15 protein-coding genes, 1 tRNA gene and 2 pseudogenes are annotated in these 19,616 nt (G+C 69.9%); 11 read left to right on the forward strand and 7 right to left on the reverse strand.

Annotated elements, in window-relative coordinates; all coding sequences use genetic code 11:
• Positions 1-6: 6 nt before the first annotated feature.
• From AB0M54_RS44615 to AB0M54_RS44625, 3 genes and pseudogenes are all read left to right on the forward strand, one after another.
• A complete protein-coding gene (locus AB0M54_RS44615; RefSeq protein WP_364478776.1) occupies positions 7-1,422 on the forward strand; it encodes a glycoside hydrolase family 32 protein in 1,416 nt (471 codons plus the stop codon).
• 202 nt (positions 1,423-1,624) lie between these two features.
• A pseudogene (locus AB0M54_RS44620) lies at positions 1,625-2,195 on the forward strand (IS701 family transposase); the annotation flags it as partial.
• A gap of 252 nt (positions 2,196-2,447) precedes the next feature.
• Positions 2,448-3,245 carry a DUF4142 domain-containing protein gene (locus tag AB0M54_RS44625; protein ID WP_364478779.1) on the forward strand — a complete coding sequence of 266 codons (798 nt, stop codon included), beginning with the start codon at positions 2,448-2,450 and terminating at the stop codon, positions 3,243-3,245.
• Positions 3,246-4,570: 1,325 nt separating this feature from the next.
• Here AB0M54_RS44625 and AB0M54_RS44630 read toward each other — a convergent pair.
• The gene (locus AB0M54_RS44630; protein ID WP_364333536.1) at positions 4,571-4,846 is read right to left on the reverse strand and encodes a hypothetical protein; all 276 of its coding nucleotides are present in this window, start codon (positions 4,844-4,846) and stop codon (positions 4,571-4,573) included.
• A gap of 357 nt (positions 4,847-5,203) precedes the next feature.
• Here AB0M54_RS44630 and AB0M54_RS44635 point away from each other — a divergent pair, with 357 nt between their 5' ends.
• Together AB0M54_RS44635 and AB0M54_RS44640 are read left to right on the forward strand one after the other, a co-directional pair.
• Positions 5,204-5,587: a MerR family transcriptional regulator gene (locus tag AB0M54_RS44635; protein ID WP_364333539.1), complete on the forward strand. Its 384-nt coding sequence runs from the start codon at positions 5,204-5,206 to the stop codon at positions 5,585-5,587.
• A gap of 162 nt (positions 5,588-5,749) precedes the next feature.
• Positions 5,750-6,631 (forward strand): NADP-dependent oxidoreductase, encoded by an 882-nt coding sequence (locus tag AB0M54_RS44640; RefSeq protein WP_364333542.1) that lies wholly within the window; start codon positions 5,750-5,752, stop codon positions 6,629-6,631.
• Positions 6,632-6,881: 250 nt separating this feature from the next.
• On the opposite strand, the pseudogene AB0M54_RS44645 reads toward AB0M54_RS44640, so the two are convergent.
• From AB0M54_RS44645 to AB0M54_RS44660, 4 genes and pseudogenes are all read right to left on the reverse strand, one after another.
• Positions 6,882-7,031 (reverse strand): annotated as a pseudogene (locus AB0M54_RS44645) (transposase family protein); the annotation flags it as partial.
• Positions 7,032-7,070: 39 nt separating this feature from the next.
• Positions 7,071-7,457, reverse strand: a complete 387-nt coding sequence (locus AB0M54_RS44650) for a hypothetical protein (RefSeq protein ID WP_364478782.1) — start codon at positions 7,455-7,457, stop codon at positions 7,071-7,073.
• Positions 7,447-7,953 (reverse strand): hypothetical protein, encoded by a 507-nt coding sequence (locus AB0M54_RS44655; RefSeq protein WP_364478785.1) that lies wholly within the window; start codon positions 7,951-7,953, stop codon positions 7,447-7,449. The genes AB0M54_RS44650 and AB0M54_RS44655 overlap by 11 nt, the downstream gene beginning before the upstream one ends.
• Before the next feature lie 146 nt (positions 7,954-8,099).
• Positions 8,100-8,186 (reverse strand) — tRNA-Leu (locus tag AB0M54_RS44660).
• A 198-nt stretch (positions 8,187-8,384) separates the two neighbouring features.
• Between AB0M54_RS44660 and AB0M54_RS44665 the strand changes: the two genes are divergently transcribed.
• The 6 genes from AB0M54_RS44665 (at position 8,385) to AB0M54_RS44690 (ending at position 18,068) form a co-directional block, all read left to right on the forward strand.
• The gene (locus tag AB0M54_RS44665) at positions 8,385-9,815 is read left to right on the forward strand and encodes a tetratricopeptide repeat protein (protein WP_364478788.1); all 1,431 of its coding nucleotides are present in this window, start codon (positions 8,385-8,387) and stop codon (positions 9,813-9,815) included.
• Positions 9,816-9,932: 117 nt separating this feature from the next.
• Entirely contained in the window at positions 9,933-12,545 is a 2,613-nt protein-coding gene (locus AB0M54_RS44670) for a fibronectin type III domain-containing protein (protein WP_364478791.1), read from the forward strand.
• 9 nt (positions 12,546-12,554) lie between these two features.
• Positions 12,555-13,538 (forward strand): MoxR family ATPase, encoded by a 984-nt coding sequence (locus tag AB0M54_RS44675; RefSeq protein ID WP_364478794.1) that lies wholly within the window; start codon positions 12,555-12,557, stop codon positions 13,536-13,538.
• The gene (locus AB0M54_RS44680) at positions 13,535-14,656 is read left to right on the forward strand and encodes a DUF58 domain-containing protein (protein WP_364478797.1); all 1,122 of its coding nucleotides are present in this window, start codon (positions 13,535-13,537) and stop codon (positions 14,654-14,656) included. Before AB0M54_RS44675 ends, AB0M54_RS44680 begins: the two co-directional genes overlap by 4 nt.
• A complete protein-coding gene (locus AB0M54_RS44685) occupies positions 14,650-16,878 on the forward strand; it encodes a transglutaminaseTgpA domain-containing protein (protein ID WP_364478800.1) in 2,229 nt (742 codons plus the stop codon). Before AB0M54_RS44680 ends, AB0M54_RS44685 begins: the two co-directional genes overlap by 7 nt.
• 80 nt (positions 16,879-16,958) lie before the next feature.
• The gene (locus tag AB0M54_RS44690) at positions 16,959-18,068 is read left to right on the forward strand and encodes a hypothetical protein (RefSeq protein WP_364478803.1); all 1,110 of its coding nucleotides are present in this window, start codon (positions 16,959-16,961) and stop codon (positions 18,066-18,068) included.
• Between the two features lie 137 nt (positions 18,069-18,205).
• Here AB0M54_RS44690 and AB0M54_RS44695 read toward each other — a convergent pair whose 3' ends face one another.
• Both AB0M54_RS44695 and AB0M54_RS44700 read right to left on the reverse strand, forming a co-directional pair.
• Positions 18,206-18,808 (reverse strand): dihydrofolate reductase family protein, encoded by a 603-nt coding sequence (locus tag AB0M54_RS44695; protein WP_364478806.1) that lies wholly within the window; start codon positions 18,806-18,808, stop codon positions 18,206-18,208.
• An 8-nt stretch (positions 18,809-18,816) separates the two neighbouring features.
• Entirely contained in the window at positions 18,817-19,548 is a 732-nt protein-coding gene (locus AB0M54_RS44700) for a hypothetical protein (RefSeq protein WP_364478809.1), read from the reverse strand.
• Positions 19,549-19,616 lie beyond the last annotated feature (68 nt).

A 19,616-nucleotide genomic window follows, 5' to 3' on the forward strand; every position in this document is an offset into this window, starting at 1 on the left:
TCGCGTATGCGGCCCAGCTATCACTTCAGCGTTCCCGACAACTGGAAGAACGACCCGCAACGCCCGATATATCTCGATGGTGAGTACCACTACTACTACCTGTACAACGCCGACTACCTCCAGGGCGGCGGCGGCACCGCGTGGAGACGCGCAACGACCCGAGACCACGTGTCGTTCAACGACTGCGGTGTGGCCATTCCCAAGTTCAGCAACGGCAACGGTAGCTGCTGGTCGGGATCCCTCGTCGTCGACGAGCACAACACCGCCGGGTACGGCGACAACGCGGTGATCGCCATTGTCGCGCAGGCCCCGAACGGCGTTCAGGCGCAGTACCTCTGGTACTCCACCGATCGAGGAAGCTCGTTCCGGCCCGTCGGGCAGGCTCCGGTACTGCCGAATCCCGGTGTGCCTGACTTTCGCGACCCGAAAGTCGTGTGGGACGGCGACCGCGGCCGCTGGTTCATGGCCAACGCCGAAGGACAGAGGCTCGGTTTCTACACCTCATCGGATCTGAGGTCATGGCAGCACGTCGGCCAGTTCGAGCGCACCGACCTCGGCCTTCTGGAGTGCCCTGACATCTTCCGCATGACCGCCGACGACGGCACCCGGCACTGGGTCCTGGCTACGAGCGCCAACGGCAAGAGCCGAGGGTTGCCCGCGACCTACGCGTACTGGACCGGGGCCTTCGACGGCAGCTCCTTCACTCCCGACCACCCGGAACCGGAATGGCTCGACTACGGTTTCGACTTCTACGGCGCAGTCACGTACCCCGATCACACCGCATCCGGAGCGGAGAACGATGCCCTCCGCCACGCGATCGGCTGGGCCAACTTCTGGGACTACCCCCACAACACCCCGACCCTTGCCACCGACCAGTACAACGGCGACGACATGATCGTGCGCGACATCCGGCTCAAGCACGTCGGCGGAACCTACTACCTCGCTTCCGCCCCGACCGCTGCCCTCGAAAAGTACGCCCAGCACTCCCATCAGCTCGGCGACGTGCAGGTCACGGACGTCCTCGACCTGGACATCGCCGCGCCGGCGTACGACCTGACGTGCGAGCTCGTGTGGGACCCCGCCACCCTCCCGTCCAATGTGGGGTTCGAGATCTGCCGGGCGCCCGGCGGTGGCCGTCACGTGGCCGCCGGTCTCTACATGAAGGGGCCCTTCGCCTACGTCAACCGACGCCCCACGATCAACCCGACCGGAGGCGAGAGCCAAACGCCGATCGACCCCTCGGTCGGCAGGCTCTCCATCCGGATCCTGGTGGACCGCACCAGCGTGGAGATGTTTCTGGGAGACGGACGTGTCGTGCACTCGCACCGGGTCTTCCCTCTGGAAGGCGACAACCACATCCGCCTGTACGCTCACGAGGGCGCTGCCACCTTCGGAAACCTGACCATCCGCGAAATCGTGTAGCACACGTTCGAGCCGCGATCGAGGGCGGAACCTCTGAGTCAGGCCGCCAGGCGTGGCTGTCATCGGCTGCGCCTGACGCCTCGGTCTGTCAGCTGGTTCGGATGCCGGCGAGGATGGTGGCCACGAGTCGTTGCAGCTCGGTGAGGCGCACCAATCGGGCGACCGCCACGTAGACGGCGGTGCCAACGACGCCTGCCGCGGCGGGCTCGATCGCAAGACCGGCTGGACGCTTGCCGAGCAGGCCAGAGACCTGTCCCCGGACGGGATGCAACGTCTGCTGCGGTGGGCCGATTGGGACATCGACGCCGTGCGGGACGAGGTCCGCGACTATGTGATCGAGCATCTCGGTGACCCGCAGGGCGTATTGATCATAGACGACAACGGTTTCCTGAAGAAGGGCGTGAATCCCGCGGGCGTGGCCCGGCAGTACTCCGGGACAGCCGGCCGGGTCGGAGGCTGCCAGATCGGTGTGTTCCTGGCCTACCGCTCGAGCCGTGGTCACGCGCTGATCGACCGACAGTTGTATTGGCCTGCGGCTTGGACCGACGATCGTGATCGCTGCCGGGCCGCGGGTGTCCCGGACGAGGTCGGTTTCGCGACGAAGGTCGAGACGGCCCGGCAGATGCTGGCCCGGGCGTTCGTGGCTGGGTGCCTGGCGGCGTGGGTGGCGATGGATGAGGCCTTTGGGCAGTCGAAATCGTTGCGGGTCTGGCTGGAGGGAACACGACCAGCCGCAGGTGGTGGCGACCCGCTGCCGCGAACTGGACGACGTCGGACTCGGGCGGCGTGGTGGCGGGCACGCGGCTAACCGCGTGCTTCGACCGGCCGACGGCGTGATCGCGATGGCGAGCAGGCGAGGTGTCGTCGGCCTCGACAGTCGGTTACGCCGGACGGTCCGGAAGATCTTACGAACCTATTGCGCCTTCATCCCCGGCTGTGTGTGCCGCGTACCCCTGGGTGGCAAGACGTGACGATGGTCCATTCGGGCTCGTTGCGGCGACACGCGGGATGTCTTGGAGGCTGGCATGCGGGGAATCGGTTCGATCGGGTGGCGCCGGCTGTGCGGCATCGCGGTCTGCTCAGTCAGCCTGCTCCTGGCCAGTCCGGTGCCTGCGCGCGCCGAGCCCAACGTCCCGGTGCCTCCCAACGAGCTGATCTCCGACGACGGCGAAGGTCGCCTCTCGGCCGCCGACAGGGATCTCGTCGTCAAGGTGCGTCTCGCTGGGCTGTGGGAGATCCCCGCTGGTCAGATGGCGCAACAGAAGTCGCAGGATCCGCGGATCCGGGAGATTGGCCGGGAGATCGCGGCGCAGCATCAGGTGCTTGACGCACTCGATCGCGCTGCCGCGAAGAAGCTGGGGATCGTTGTGCCGAAGACGCCGAACAGCGATCAGCAGGGCTGGCTTGCCGAGATGCGCGACGCCGAAGGTGCCGAGTTCGACGAGATCTACATCGACCGGCTTCGCGCGGCGCACGGAAAGATCTTTCCGGCGATCGGGACCGTACGGGCGACCACCCGCAACGACACCGTCCGCAAATTGGCGCAGCAGGCGAACCAGTTCGTGGTGACGCACATGACGCTGCTGGAGAGCAGCGGCATCGTCGACTTCGCCGCGCTGCCGACCGCGCCGAACCCCGCGGCGGCCCCCTCGAGCGCGGCGGCGACTGCCGCACGGCAGTTAGCTGGGGCCAACCAGACCGCGACGTCGACGACGAACCTGCCCGTCGTGCTGCTCGCGCTCGCCACCGGCCTGGGTATGGGCGTGTTCGCGACGCTGCGCATGGCCGGCAAACGCCGTCGGCCGCATTACGGACGCCGGTGAGTTCGCCGATCGGCGGCCGGGCGCAGCGGGGTGGCGAGCAGGCTACCGGCGGCCAAGATCCCTGCGGCGTACGAGCGGCCAGCTAACGGAAACGTGCTGGTGGATACCGCGAGGACGGTGGAAGCCTTCTTGCAGGGTGCGCACGCCGACTCCCTGCTGCGTGGGCGAGGTCGCGGGCAGTCAGGGCCCGGGCGGGGTTGGCCTGCATGAGGTCGATTGCTCGCTTGATGTGGCGCGGGTGGCTCGGCGGGGCCTTGCCGGCGAGTTCGGCGCGGTACTGGTGCCCGGTCGAGAAGAGCACAGCGGCCCGCCTTGGTCCTGTTCCAGGCGAGGGCTTATCCCGGCCCGGTGACCGGCCATCAGGTCCATGCGCCAACAGTCTTGTGCGGACAGTAGTTGTGCGGTCTGCAGTGCGGTGACCTCGAGCCGGTCCAGGGCACGTTGAGGGTGCGGCGGCAGTTGGTGGTGAGGATTCGGGTAGCTGGGTTCGGCTGAAGCCGCCGAAGTCGCAAAACGGGGAGCGCACGCTGGTGCTCGACCCCGCGAGCAGCACGATGTCGTGTGCGGCGCCGCGGGCCACGGTGGCGGCCGGTTGATCGTCCAGGACGAGACCGCTCCCGGACCGGCGCCGCCGCCAATCGCGGCGGACTGACCGGCTGGGCGATACCACGGCCCAGCCCTTTGGCTCCTTCGACGGCGAAACGGTGCTGCGGCCAGTGGCTCGCCCACTTGGTCAGCTGCGCGAGGGTTCCGGCGTTGACGACGTGTCGTCTCGTGGCGAGCTTTTGGCCGGTCGGGTCGACCGCGACGGCGGTCAAGGAGGACTTATGCGGGCTTACTCCCTGATTCTTACGGCCCCGCTACGGGATGGGGACAGGGTCATTGGGTTGTCGGGTAACTGCTGGTCACGCCGGTGATCAGGTCGTGTGAGCGGCGGTTCTCTTGGCGGTAGCGCGGGCGATATCAGTCGGCCTGTGGTGTGGTGCCAACCGATCGCGGTGTTACGCAGCGTCGCGATGACGGCGGGCCCGTTGCCGGGTCAGGCTTGGTGCAGGTCTTCACGGAAAGTGACGTCGCGGACGTGGTGGAGACGGCTTTCGATGTGCCAGTGTCGGCGGATCCAGGTCTGCAGCTCGGCCGGCAGCGCCTGGCCGCGACATGGTTAGGTAGGCGGTCTCACGGCTGGTCCTACCAGCGATGATGCGTGTGCGTGTGATCCGGACGGCCTGCTGCGCGTGGGAAAGGCGATGCCGCCCGGGGTGGCGACGGTGACGGATTTGACAGTGCGGGTCTCACGACGGCCGTGACCACGCTCGCGAGTCCGGTTACCGACCGGGATCTGGTGCCAGGGAAGCCGTTTCAGCTGCTTGAACAGGGTGGGCTGGTTGCCTCTCGCCTGTACGAGCAGGTGCGCTTGGCGGGCGGTGACCTTTGTCGGCGCGCACGGTCTGGGCGTGCAGGGCGTCGGCGGTGAACAGCACCCCGTCGAGGGTGCCGAGCGCGGCTTCGACGGCGTCGAGTAACGAGGCGAACGAGGTGATCTCGTTCGACCTCGTGTCGACGGTGACCTGGGCGATCACGATCCCGGTGATGGTATCCAAGGCGGACAGCAGATGGACCTGACGGCCGTCACCCGGGCGGGCGCCGCGCAGGGTCTTTGCCGTCTACCGCGATCACCCTGCGATAACTGCGCGGCAACGGGGCCGGCCGGGTTCGGGTGTGAAGCCAGCCGGCAAGAACAGTGGCCAGCACGGTCGGATCGAGACGGACCAGCAGCCGCCACATCGTCGTGCCGGTGGGTGGCGTTAGTCGTAGGATCGGGCCCCGGATGGGCGCCTTTTTTGGACCCAAGGACTGAGCGTTCACCATGATCAATGCGCGTGAGTTTGGGCCCCACCCGGTCTTCATGACATGTGAGTGATCTGAGCTCTCGATCATGCGAGCGTAGGCTTTCAGGGATGCGGATCGGCGAGTTGTCCAAGCGCACGGGCGTGAGTCCGCGTTCCCTGCGGTACTACGAGGATCAGGGCTTGCTGGCCAGTGCGCGCTCCGATGCCGGGCAGCGGCACTATTCCGATGCCGACGTCGAGCGCGTGGCGCTGATCCGGCAGCTGTTCGACGCGGGCATGTCCAGCCGGGTGATCGCGTCGGTGTTGCCATGTGTGGATACTCCGACTGACCCGGCGATCACCGAGTCGGCGTTCGTCACGATGACGCGCGAGCGCGAGCGGATCGACGCCGACATCGCGCACCTGTTCCAGACCCGGGATGCGCTCGACGTCCTGATCGGGATCAACCGCAAGTACTGGGTGGAGCTGACCTCGGCCCCGGTCCCGGGGTGACACCGCAGGCCCGACGTTGTGACTCGCGCCTCAGCCGGTTGCCCTTCACACCGATGTAAGCGGTGAGCATGGCTGTGGAGCCCGGAACGACCGGGCCGGTCATGCAGAAGGCGGCAGAACATGGGGCGGGCGTGGGGTTTCGGCAGGTTTGGCGGGCCTGAGGTGCAGGAGTTCTTTGATCGTCCCGACCCGGTCCCCGGTCACGGCGAGGTGCTGATCCGGGTCGACGTCGCCGGCGTGAATCCGATGGACCACGTTCTGCGCTCGGCTCTGATTCCCGGGCTCGACAGCGGGCGTCCGTTTCCCCGGGTGCTGGGAATGGAGGCAGCCGGAACCGTTCTCGCCCTCGGCGAGGGCGTCGACGGGCTCGCGGTGGGTGACCCGGTCTTCGGCTTCGCGCTCACCGGTGGCGGCACCTACGCCGAGACGACGGTGCTGTCTGCACTGAACACCGCTCGCATCCCGGTGGGCCTATCCGCGATGGTGGCGGCAACGTTGCCGGTGGCTGGGACGACCGCGGTGGACGCGCTCGACCAGCTCGGCCTCCCGGCCGGCGCCACTGTCATGGTCAACGGGGTCGGTGGTGGGGTGGGGCTCTTGGTCGCCCGGCTGGCCGTCCAGCGTGAGCTGCGTGTGATCGGCACCGGGAGTAGCACCAAGCGCGAGTCCGCCGAGGCCATCGGGGTGCGGTTCATCGACTACACCACCGGGGACGTGGCCGCCGCGGCCCGCGAGCTGGTTCCGGAGGGCTTCGACGGGATCGTCGACCTGGTCGGAGGCTCCTCGCTGCGGACGATCGCCCCACTGGCCAAGAAACCCCGCAACGTCATCGCCGTGAGTGATATGTCGGTGTCCGACATCGGTGGGCGTTTCGTCGAACGTCGCCTCGACCGCGAGAGTCTGGAACGGTCTGCCCGGCTGGCCCTCGACGGAGTCCTCACACCCACGATCACTGCTATTTATTCACTCGCCGACGCCTCGGCCGCCGTCGCCGCCATTGAGAACGGTCACATTTCAGGCAAGGCTGTCATCAAGGTGGCATGAGCCGCGTTCGTCCGCCGACGCCGAAACCATAGGTAGCGGACAGGCGAGAGTCCGTGGTCCTATCCACCCGCGGGCAGGGCGGGGCCCAAATCCACGCCCAGCGAAATCCGCGAGCAGACACTGGGACCCAAACTCCCGCCCGAACGGGACCCCTACTCACGCTCAAAACCAGGTGGGCACGCCATCACCGAAGCAGAGCCAGATCCGGGCGTGTTCATCGAGGTCATGCGGCCAGGCCGGTGATCGCCGCGAACGATGATGCACCCGCCATGACCGCGCAGACCGCGACGGTCAGCACCGCGGACAACGGGTAACGGATCCCGCGTGGGCCACGCGGATCGGGGACCCGTCGCCCACGTCGAGGCCGGTACGGCGCAGCGCGGCGACGCCGAACCTTGATGGCCTTCAGCCTCTGTGGTGGGCTCTCGCCAAGATGCTGCTACCGGCCGCGAGCACTGCTTCTTCCTTGGGTCTCGGCGTCCAGCCAAGCAGTTGCATCGCTTTGGCGCTGGTGGCCCGATGGGGGGTGACCGATCAGGGGTAAGGCCTGCCGGGCGTTGTTATCGAACTTTGCCGCCAATCGGACGATCCTGGCGGCGACGGTATCGAGCGGCCAGTCGCCCCAGACGGCGGCCATCCGGGTCCAGTAGGTGCCGTAGGTGCGGCACGACGACGGCGTCGCCGCCGCCATCACGCGGGGCAGATATTCGGCGACCGTCGGCATCCGCCGGGTGTGGTCCGGTGTGGCTTGCAGGTCGGCGACGGTCACCCCGAGCTGGGCGAGCAGGGTGTGGGCCGCGGCGACCCGGCTCGGATCAGCGGTCACGGTGCTGCTCCTGCGTCAGGTCGGCGTAGTGCTCGAGCAGCAGCCGCGTCACCACGGCAGGCGCGTGCACCACCAGCACGCCGTGGTCGGGCGCGGCGGCCAGCACGACGTGGCCGTCATCGGCGATGCCGGCCAGGGCCCGGGCCGCAGCGGGCACCGCGAGCTCGCCGCGGCTGCCCACACTTTGCAGGCCAGTCGGTGAGCTTCGGATGAGCACCGCGTCATCCACCACGACGGCGTCGACGCGGTGCCCGGGTGGCCAGTCGAGCGCTCGCAGTAGCCGGCGGGCGGAGAACCGGCCGGACGCGTCGAGGCGGCCCATGTCCAGCAGCATGGACTCGGCGTCGGCGCCGGTCGGTAACCGAAGACGGGGCGGCAGGGTGAGAACCAGCGGCGCTGCCGGGGGAGGGCGCTGGATGACGGGTGGGATCAGCGCCCCGATCAGCTGCTCGGGACGATCTCCGGGTGGCCCGGCCGGCGAACCCACGCCATCCATCGTCAGCACATCTCAGCGCGCGATGGTCGGGAAACGCGAAAGGTCAGGCCGTGAGCCACGGCCTGACCTTTGACAATTCGGCGCACCGTATGCGGCGAGGTTCCAGTCGGTGAAAACTCACCGTTGCGGTGAAATCCCACCGATACTGGTGTCCGGAGGGGGACTTGAACCCCCACGCCCTATACGGGCACTAGCACCTCAAGCTAGCGCGTCTGCCATTCCGCCACCCGGACCTGCATTGCAGCCTAGCGGGAGCGGTGCCGGGATTGCGCCCGGGGACCGCAGCCCTGCGGGCCGCACAGGAGAGAACTTTACACGGCCCTGTGAGGGGTCTGCGCGGAGGCCCGCCGGGGGAAGTGGGATCGGACAAAAGGGGACGTTGTTGCGGTCGGGTGTGGCGGGGGAGGGTTGTACCGGGCAGCATGTCTCGGGTGTCGCAACCCTCTCCGCTCGAGCCTGCCCGGCAGCGTGCTCAGTATTTGGCTGAGCAGGGTGATCGGGCCGCCGGCATTGCCATGCTCGCGCATGCCGTTGCTCTGGGGCGGGCGAATCTTGGTGAGGATGATCCGGGGGTGTTGGCTGCCTCCCACCATCTGGCTCGGCTTCATCAGTTTGATGATGATCCGTCGGGGGCTCGGCGGGTTCTGGAAGAGGCGTACGCGGCGGGGCAGTGGCGGTTGGGGGACTCTGATCCGCTCATGTTGGAGATCTCCTTCGACCTCGGCGTTGTGGCTGAGGAGTTGGGGAATCGGCATGAAGCTCGCAAGGCGCTCAGCCGGGTGGTTGAGCTGGGCGACTCGGTGCTGGGGAGTAGTCACTGGGCCGTTTTGAAGGCTCGGGCCTATCTCGCTGGGAACCATGGGGCCATCGCGCATAGTGCGCCTGTTCCGGAGGCGCCGGCTCAGGAGAGCCGGCCGCAGGATGTGGCCTCGCTGGTCGCGCCTCGGCAGGCCAGTGCGGAGCCGCTCATTCCTCAGCAAGGGGGGACTCCGCTGGTCCGGCGGGTTCCGGGGGCTCAGACGCCGCCGTTGCCTGAGGAGTATCCGCAGGCTCAGCCGTTGGTCAGGCGGGACGCTCCGGTCGCGGACCAGGCGGCCACGCTTCCACGGGTTGTTCAAGAGCCCGCGCCCCTGCCACCACCGACGCAACGAGCGCCCGTCCAGCAGCCGCCCGTCCAGCAGCCGCCGGTCCAGCCGCCGCCCGTTCAACAGCCGACGGCTCAGCAGCCGCGGGTCGAGGGCTGGGGCGGCTGGCCGGCCGAGCAGGCGCCGGCGCCATCCCCGCCGGACCCCACACCGATGCAGGGCTGGCCGGCGGAGCAGCAGGAGCCCTACCGGCCGTTCGACGACCTCGCGATCCATCGGCCGTTCGGCGACCCTCAGCCGCCCCGGATAACCGCAACACCGACCGAGGCGCCCGCGGCATCGTCGTCCTCGAAGAAGGGCCCGGCGATCTTCGCGGCCATCGCCGCGGTTCTGGCGGTCAGTGTCGCCGTGGTCGCGCTGGTTTTCGTGCTCGCCGATCGGGGCGGCAAAGATGACGGTAAAGATTCAGATGTGCCAACTGTGGGAGGCGGGCCGCCGCCGCGGGGGGTGCAGGTTAGGGACTACGGGACCTCGGTGGAGATCAGCTGGGTCGACGCCAGCGAAGGCAAGACATCGACGCTGATCACTGGGGGACACCCGGGGGAGGTACTCAAGCCGATGGGTGAGGTCGGGCCCGGAGAAACGCGCTTTGAGCTGCGCGGACTCAATGATCAGCTGGACTACTGCTTCGCCGTGGTGTCGGTCTACGGGGTGAACGCGTTCGCGCCCAGCGAGCAGTCGTGCACGTCCCGGCCGGGGCCCAAGCAAACCAGTTAACGATCACGGAAAGCGATCATGGTTATCCACAGGCGTGACTCGCCGGGTGTCCCGAAGGGATCGAACGTCTTATGATGGCCCGCGTTCTGCTGGCTCAACGGGGAGGAACCGCAGGCCGTGAGCACATCGAAGGCCCCATGGCGTACGCGTGGTGGTCTCGTCACGATCGGTACAGTCCTAACTCTCGTGACGGGGCTGGGGCTGACCGTGCTCGGGCTCGGCGCGGCGGATCAGGCCGTCGCGAGCTTTGACGCCGCCTCCTGGGTGTGGTCCAAGGGCAAGGGCGAGGTCGCCCGGGTCAACGGGGTGACCGCCAAGGTGGACACCCGCGTCGATGTGCCCGTGGCTCGTAACCACACGATGCAGATCTCGCAGAACGACCGCTTCGTGATCTACCGCGACGTCAGCACCGGCGTGATCAGCTCGATGGACCTGACCTCGCTGAAGATGTTCGCGACCACGCCGACCAACTCGGGGCTGGGCGTGAGCGTGGCGCTGCACGAGGACGCCGCGTTCGTGGTCGACGCCGTGCGCGGCGTGGTGCGGCAGATCGACCCGCGCTACCTGACCCCGATCGGGCAGCCGCTGAACTACCCGCCGGGCATCACCGGTGGCGTGTTCGACGGCAAGGGCCGGCTGTGGATCGGCGTCCCCAGCCAGGGCACCGTCTCGGCGATCACGGCCGCCCCGATCGCGTCCCAGGGAACCGACCAAGGGGGCCAGGCCGCCACCGCGGGGCCGGTCCAGGTGGCCACCACCTCGGTCGCCCCGGCCAGCCATGACCTGGCCATCTCGACGCTCGACGACGGTGTCGCGGTGCTGAACCGCACGACCAACGCGCTCACCTCCGTACGCGGGGATCAGAAGCTCGTGGCGCAGCTGCCTCTCGCCGGACCGGGAACCGTGGCCCCGCAGACCTGGGGGCTTTCGATCCCGGTGACGGTGCCGGACGCGCGGCAGGTCTACGTCGTCAAGGGCGACAAGATGGGGCCGAGCTTCCAGGTGCCGGGCGACGGGCCTGAGCTGCAACCGGCGGTGGCGTGGGAGGGCTTCTTCTACGTCGCCGAGGAGGACACCGGCACGGTGCACGTGTTCGACGGGCAGGGCCGCGAGCAGAAGAGCATCCAGGTGCCGAACCCGGGCGGGCCGCTCGAGCTCGAGGTGCGCGAGAACTACCTGTTCATCAACGCTCCGGGCGCGTCGACGGCGCGGGTGGTCGACAACGCCCACCAGGTGCGGATCGTCGACAAGTACGCCGACGACGTGCTCGGTGGCGACGCGCCGCCCACGCCGGACACCCCGCCGCCGCCCCCGAAGCCGAAGAAGCCCGAGGTCAGCAAGCCGGGCGCGCCGCGCAACGTGCGGGCCGCGGCGGGCAACGCCGAGGCCCGGGTGACCTGGCAGTCGGCCAACCCGAACGGCGCGCCGATCACCCGCTACCTGGTCACCGGCGCCGACCGGACGTTCCAGGTGGGCGCCGACCAGCGCTCGCTGAACGTGACGGGGCTGACCAACGGCGAGACGTACCGGTTCGAGGTGCACGCGGTCAACAAGAAGGGCGACGGGCCGTCCAAGACCAGCAACGCGGTGCGGCCGACCTCCGAGGTCCCGGACGCGCCGACCGCGGCCACGGCGGTGGCCAAGCCGGACGGCACGGTCGCCGTGAGCTGGCCCGCGGCCAACGGGCAGGGTCTCGAGATCGAGCGGTACGCGGTGACCGCGATCTCCGAGGGCGGCAGCGCGCCGGTCGGCGAGTCGAGCTCGGCCGAGCTGACGGTCAAGGCCGGTGAGCTCGAGTACGGCAAGCAGTACGCGTTCACCGTCGTGGCCGTCAACGAGCGCGGCGCCGGGTCCAAGGCGTCGCCGGTGAGCAACAGCGTGGTGCCCTACGCCAAGCCCGAGGCGCCGGAGAACGTGGAGGCCACCACGGTCGGCGACCAGAAGGGCGCGATCCGGGCCACCTGGACGCCCGCGGCCGAGAACGGGCGGCCGATCACCAAGTACGTGGTGACGGCGGGCGGCCGCTCGGTCGACGTCGCCGACGGCAACGCGGTCACCATGACCGGCTTCGGCGACGGTGAGACCGTCCGGGTCGAGGTGCGCGCGGTCAACGAGGCAGGGGAGAGCGCCCCGGGCTCGGCCACCGCCAGGACCGTGGCGATGCCGCAGGTCACGATCACCGGCGCGTCGTCGACGTTCAACTCGGGCACCGTCACGTTCAGCGTCAACGCGGGCGGTGGCACAGCGACCTGCAAGGCGAAGACCGACAAGGGTGGCACGGCCGACGGCAGCTGCTCCAGCCTCAGGATCACCGGCCTGAAGCCGAGCACCACCTACACCTTCACGGTCTCCGCCACGAACAAGGCGGGGACCGCGACCAAGGACAAGAAGATTGTCACGGCGAACATCTACGGCGTCGCCACCTGCAAGAACGGCGAGGACGGCGACACCGCGACCTACTGCGACAAGGACGTCGACGGCCGGAACGGCAACGAGACCTTCTCGGTCACCAGGCAGGACGACAACAACAAGACCGGTTGGGCCCGGCCGGGGACCCGGCTCCAGGCGTACTGCAAGAAGTCCGGCGAAGAGGTCTTCGCGTACATCTACAACAAGAACAAGCGCAGCACGTGGTGGGTCAAGATCAGCTCTGGCAGTAACAACTACATCCCGTGGGCGTGGCTCAACCTCGACGGCGGCGACAACATCAACAACCTGCCCACCTGCTAGGCGGAACACATGCACCCGGAACAACCGTTGCCGCCCCAGCACATCCAGGGCTTCGCCCAGGTCGCCGCGCAGCTCGCCGAACGCATCGGCACGGTCGTGCTGGGCAAGCCGGACGTCGTCCGGCTTGCCCTGACCGCGCTGTTCGCCCAGGGACACGTGCTGCTCGAGGACGTGCCCGGCGTCGGGAAGACCACCCTCGCGCGGGCGCTGGCGGCCAGCGTCCGCGGGCAGTGGCGGCGCATCCAGTTCACCCCCGACCTGCTGCCCTCCGACGTGTCCGGCGTGACGATCTTCAACCAGGCCAGCCGCGGCTTCGAGTTCCACCCGGGGCCGGTGTTCGCCAACATCGTCATCGCCGACGAGATCAACCGGGCCTCACCCAAGACCCAGTCGTCGCTGCTCGAGGTGATGGAGGAGCGCCGGGTCACCGTCGACGGCGTGCCTCACCCGGTGCCGCAGCCGTTCCTGGTGGTCGCCACCCAGAACCCGGTCGAGATGGACGGCACCTACCGGCTGCCCGAGGCCCAGCTCGACCGGTTCCTGGTCAAGCTGTCGGTCGGCTACCCGGACGAGGACGTCGAGGTCGAGGTGCTGCGCGGGGCGGCCCTGCGCTCGCCCGACACCCTGGAGCCGGTCACCGACACGGCCACCGTCGGCGAGATGGTGCGGATGGCGCTGCGGGTGCACATCGCCGACCCCCTTTACACGTACGCGGTCCGCCTGGCCGCCGCCACCCGCAACCACCCGCAGGTCCGCGTCGGCGTCAGCCCCCGCGGCGTGATCGCGCTGACCCGCGCCGCCTCCGCGTTCGCCCTGATCAACGGCCGGGGCTACGTGCTGCCGGAAGACTTCAAGACGCTGGTCGAGCCGGTCTTCGCGCACCGCGTGCTGCTCTCGCCGGACGCCCAGCTGCGTGGCGTCACGGCGACGGAGGTGCTGGCCGACGCGATCCGGCAGGTGCCGGTGCCGCTGCCCGACAACCAGCGCGTATGAGGGGCGTCACCGCCCGCGGCTACGGCGTGGCCGTCGCCGCGATAGCGCTGCTCACCATCGGTTTCCAGTTCGGCTACCCCGACCTGGCCGTCCTCGGGGTGGCCGCGGTGCTGGCGGCCGGCACCGCGGTGGTGTTCGCGCTGTGGCGCCCGACGCTCAAGGTCGACCGGCTCGCCGACCCCGACCGGGTGGCCCGCGGCGACCCCGCCACCATGCGGCTGACCGTGCACAACGCCAGCCGGTTCCGGGCCGCGAGCCTGGTCGCGGTCGACCGGTGCGGCCGTCGGGAGGTGCCGGTCCCGCTGCTGCGGCTACGGCCCGGCAAGGACACCACCGAGACCTACCCCGTCCCCACGGAACGGCGCGGTGTCGTCCCGATCGGCCCGCTGCTGGTGCGGCGCTCGGATCCGCTCGGGCTGATCGAGCTGTCGCGCGGCTACGGCGGGACCACCACGGTGTGGGTGCACCCGCGTATCCACCTGCTGCGGGCGGTGCCGGCCGGCATGGCGCGCAGCCTCGACGGCCGCATCGACAAGGTGCCGCACGGCACGATCACGTTCGACTCGCTGCGCGAGTACGTGGTCGGCGACGAGCTGCGGCGGGTGCATTGGCGCAGCTCGGCCAAGGTCGGCGAGCTGATGGTGCGGGAGCAGCTCGACACCAGCGAGCCGACCATCGTGGTGCTGCTCGACGACCGCAAGCAGGCGCACCCCGACCCGGAGACGTTCGAGACGGCGTGTGAGGCGGCCGCGTCGATCATCGCCGCCGCCGTGCGTGAAGACCTGCCGATCGGCCTGCACCTGGTCAGCGCCGACCGGACCGGCCCCTACCTGGACGTCCTCACCGAGGTGGCCCTCGGCACGGGGGAGCTGACCCCGAAGGTAAGGCACCTCAGGACGCAGCGTCTCGGCGACACCCTGGTCTTCCTCACCGGCCCCGGCGGCCGCGGCGACCTCGGCGAGGTGGGGGCCCTGCGCGGCCCCTACCCGGTCGTCATCGCCGGCCTGTTCGGCGACCGCGACGCCGCGCCGGTCACCGCCGGTAACGGCATGATCGTGATCGAGGCCGAGGACGGGATCGAGTTCGCCGCCGCCTGGGACGGGGTCCGCGGATGGTGAGGTGGCTGCGCGCTGCGGTCGTACCCATCGTGCTCGTGCTCCTGATCGCGCTGTCCGGGCTGGTCCTGGGCCGGATCTACGCCGACGACCTGCTGGTCAGGCTGGTCGCGGGCGCGGCGCTCGGCTCGGTCGCGGCCTCGGTGGCGGTGCGCCGGCTGCCGTCGTGGACCGCCGCGCCGGCGTCCGTACTCCTGCTCGCCGGTTACACGCTGTTCGCGCTGAACGTCGCCGCCGACCGGGCCGCGCTCACCGACCCGCTCGCCGCGATCGTCCGCGACTCGCTCGTCAACGGCATCCCGCGCCTGCTCACGGCCATGATCCCGGTCGAGCCGACGCCGGACACGGTGGTCGTACCCATCGTCGCGGCCTGGCTCGCCGGTCTGGCCGGCGCCGAGATCGCCGTGCGCGCCGGCCGCGTCCTGCTCGGCTGCGTCCCGGCGGCGGCGCTCTACGCGGGCGCGCTCTACGTCGTCGGCCCCAACGCGTCGGCCGCGGGCTGGTCGTCGGTCGCCTTCGCGGGGCTGGTCGCGGCCGCGTTGACAAGTTCTCAACCCCTTGAGGGTACGGGCACAGCAGACGTGCCCGTTCCCACACGCGCGATCATGCGGGGGCGAGCGCTTGCCGGCGCGGCCGCCGGGCTGACGGTGGTGGTCGCCCTGGTGGCGCTGGCCGGCCCGTGGGTCGCGGGTCGAGTGAGCGCGACCCCGGTCGACCCGCGCCGATACGTCTCACCACCCCAGGTGGACTCGCTGGACGAGAGCCCGCTCAACCGGATCTCGGGCTGGGCGCTGACGCCCACCGAGCGCCTCCTGTCCGTGCGGACCACTGTTCCCAAGCAACGCCTGCGCCTCGCCGTGCTCTCCGACTACGACGGCGCCACCTGGCGCGTCGGGGCCACCTACCGCAACGCCGGCCGGGTCCTCCCACCGCAACCGCCGCCGCCCGGCACCACCGTCGACGAGGTCAAGCAGGACATCACGATCGACGGCCTGACCGGTCGCCTGCTCCCGGTGGTGCCCACCCCCAGCGAGGTGTCGGGCGCCCGGGTGGCGTTCGACCCCGCGACCGGCACGCTGATCCGCCCCGAGGAGCTGCGCCCCGGAGTGCGGTACGAAGTGGTGTCCGAACGTCCCACCCCCGACCTCAACCTGCTGCCCGAGGCCGACTCGCCCACCGGCGACGCGGTGGCCCGCTACCTGGCCATCGGCGCCAACGTCCCCGAACCGATCCAGCGCCTGGCCGACCAGCTCCAGGAGGGCAACGGCGCCGCCTTCGACCGGGCCACCGCCATCGAGGAGTTCCTGGCCGAGCACTACCGCAAGGTCAACGACGCGCCCAGCGGCCACGCCTATCCCAACCTCGAGTACTTCCTGTTCGGCCCCCGCAACCGTGGCGGCCAGGTCGGCACCTCCGAGCAGTTCGCCGCCTCGTACGCCCTGCTGGCCCGCCTGACCGGCCTGCCCAGCCGCGTCGTGGTCGGCTTCGACGTGCCGGCCACCGGCCAGGTGACCGCGGCCAACGCCCTGGCCTGGCCCGAGATCCTCTTCGACGACCTGGGCTGGGTCGCCTTCGACCCGATGCCCAAGTCGAAGGACCCGCGTCCGGTCGAGGAGGACTTCACCCCCAAGCCGACCAAGCCCCCGCCCCCGCCGTCCGAGGCGCCCCCGCCCAGCGACGCCGCCAGCCAGTCCGCCGGGCCCACCATGCTCGCCGCGCGCCCTGGCGGCGGCCCGACCACCCTCATCGTGGCCACCGGCGCGTCCGGCTCGGCGTTCCTGCTGCTGGCCGCGGCCGCCCTGACCATCGTGACGATGCGGCGGTCGCTGAGGCGGCGGCGGCTGAGCGACGGCCCGCCCGACGACCGCATCGCCGGCGCCTGGCTGGAGTTCACCGACGCGCTGCGGCTGGCCGGGAAACCCGTACCCCATCACCTGGCCGCCACCGAGGCCGCGGCCCACGCGGCCGACGTCCCTCGGCCGATGCTGCGAAGATCAACGCCGCCGCCGGCCACCCCGGATCTCCCGGCCCTGGACGGCCTGGTCGACGGCATCAACACCACCGAGTTCGCCCCCGGCATGGCCGACGAGACCCAGGCGAGACGGGCCGCCGACCAGGTCACCGCCTACGCCGAAGCCCTGAGACAGAACCGCTCCTGGTGGCGCCGCCTCTGGTGGACCCTGCACCCCGGCCCGCTCCGCTGGCACCGCCCCCGCGACCACTGAGGACCTAGGACGCCCGAGTTGATCCGGCGCTTGCGTGAGCTCACCGAAATCGGTGATCATGATTACTGGGGGGTACGCAATTGTCTCGGTGGCGTCTCGGTCGCGTTCCACGGTGGCGAACCCGCACCCTGATCATCGGCGGGATCCTGTTCCTGGCCTCGGCCGGCCTGCTGATCGCGGCCGGGTCGACCCGGGGATTCACCTCCGACCTGCTGCTCAACCTCGGTTCCAGCCTGGTCCTGGCCGCGGTGTCGTACCTGATCTTCGACCCGATCTTCGACGAGGCCCGTAAGGCCCGGGTCCAGGAGCACGACCGTTTCGATCAGGCCGCGTTCGTCGACCGGATGCGCGAGACCCACCGCAACATCCGGATCCTGGACACCTGGACCCTCCTGCTTGAAGACCGCACCCGCACGCGGACATTCAGCGCCATGCGCAAGGCCCTCGACCAGGGCGCGACCATCCGGGTGCTGCTCCTCGACCCGAGCTCGGCCGCCGCCCAGCAACGGGCCGAGGAACTGGTACGCCGGCAGATCGACGTCGCCGCGCAGATCATGGACAACCTGCGTCAGCTGTACCTGTTCCGCGACCAGCTCGACAGCCCCGAGGTGAAGTCCCGGCTCAAGGTCTGCGTGTACGACGCGTCCCCGTCGATCCAGCTCTACCAGTGGGACCATCGGGCCCTCATCTCGTTCTTCCCGATCGGCAAGGTGTCCTTCGACGTGCCGCAGCTCGAGGTCGACATGGCCAGCCCGTGGGGCCAGTTCGTGGACCGGCGCTTCGACGAACTCTGGGACCACCAGGAGCACGTCCGTTCCCTGGACCGGTACTGGCTGCTCGCCGTGACCCTGATGCAGGGCAGCGAACGCCTGGACACGGTGTTCCTGCCGTACGTCGGCACCGAGGACGAGGTCTACGTCGACGGCACCGGCAACCTGGCCAACCGGCTGGCCGAGCGGGTCCTGCACGCCCGCGACGACCAGCCGGCCGGATCGGCGCCCTTCGGCGCGCTCGCCGTCTGGCCGCCCCGCCGGTCCGGCCGGGAGGCTCACGACTTCGACCTGATCCGGCTCGACCAGGAGCACACCCCCGGGCCGACCGACGTTCTCGCCCTCTTCGACGGGAAGTACGGCAACTACCCGCCGGCCCGCTCGGCCGAGGTGTTCCTCCTCCGCCTCGTTCCCCGGTGACGCGCCGTCGCCGCCGGCGCCGCTCGCTTCCGGACGACGCCGGCGAAGGGCCGTGGACCGGGTGTCCGGAACGCATCTGACATCCAGGGTCCCTACAAGATGGAGCTCGCCGGCAGCTCCTGCGTCTGGCCTCGCGGTCACCGCACCACCGGGAACACCAGGTGCGTGACCCGGTCGCCCTGGACGCAGACGGTGGGGTTGCCGAGCAGGACGTCCTCGGCGGAGAGCTTGCCGAAGAAGGGGCGGTTGCCCTCGCCCATCACGACCGGGACGAGATCGACGGCCACCTCGTCCAGCAGCCCCAGCTCGAGGCATTGCCGGGCGATGGTGCCACCGGTGACCGTGACGTCGCGGTCACCGGCGAGCGCCTGGGCCTGGGCGACCGCGGCGGCGACACCGTCGGTCACGAAGGTGAAGGGCGCCTCGGGGTGGGCTTCGACCCAGTCCGACGGGACGCGGTGCGTCACCACGACGACGGGGACGTCCAGGGTGTGCCGGCCCTGCCAGCCGTCCGTCACGTCGAACAGCGTCCGGCCGCAGACCAGCGCGCCGAGTGAGGACACCCACCGCTGCCAGTGGTCCGAACTCGGCGGCGTCAGGTGGACGTCGAAGTCGCCGGCCGGGGTCGGGCTCGCGATCTCGCCGTTCTGCAGCCAGTCGAACAACCGGCCGATGGTGTTGTCCGGCTTGGCGACATACCCGTCGAGGGACATGATCGCTTGCGCCACTACCTTGCCCATGGTGCCTCCTACCTCTCCTTCGTCGTGGTTCCGCCGGGTCGGCGGTGGTCGAACAACGTCCCGCACCCCCGGACGGCTACCGGTGCTCCGGCGTTCCCGAGGACGGACCACAGCAGGACCTGGTTGGCCGCCAGGACGAGGCGGCCGGTCCGGCGCTCCAGGTCGTGGATGGCGCGAGCGGCTCGGAAGCCGTTCCCGCCGATGAAGACCGCCTCGGCGCGGTGGCCGAGGTGCCGCGCGACCCACTCGACCACCATGGCCGGTTCGATCCAGCGCGGATCGTCGGGCAGATCCGCCGCCAGCCAGGCCTCGACAACCTCGAAGCCCTGGCCGCGGAAGTACTCGGCGCCGAGCTCGTTGAGCGAGGGCCCGAACCACGGCGGGTGGACGAGGCCGACCCGCTTGACGTGCCGGGACCGCAGCGCCGACACCGCGGACCGGGAAGCGGAGTACGCCGGCACGCCCCACCGGTCCCGGAGCCGCTTCACGAGCGTGCCCTCCTCGTCGTGGCCCAGGGCGTACCCCGTGCTCGTCGACGCCAAGGCGAGCACGTCCACGCCGGCCGGCAGCGCCGCGGCCGCCTCGTCGAGGACCGCCGCCCCCGCCTGTGCGCGCAGGCCACCGGCGTTCCGGATCCTCGAGACCTCGACCCGGATCCGCCCCGGCGCCATGGCCGGCATCTCGACCTCCGGACCGGGCGTGGCGTGCGGCGTGAGCACGCCCAGGGTGAGCAGATCCATGACTCAACCCTCGCGTGGCGCCCGGCCAGGATCAACGACGATCTGGTACGCGGAACGTGTAGCATCGC

Source organism: Actinoplanes sp. NPDC051470 (assembly GCF_040682035.1).
In the GTDB taxonomy this organism is placed as follows: Bacteria; Actinomycetota; Actinomycetes; order Mycobacteriales; family Micromonosporaceae; genus Actinoplanes.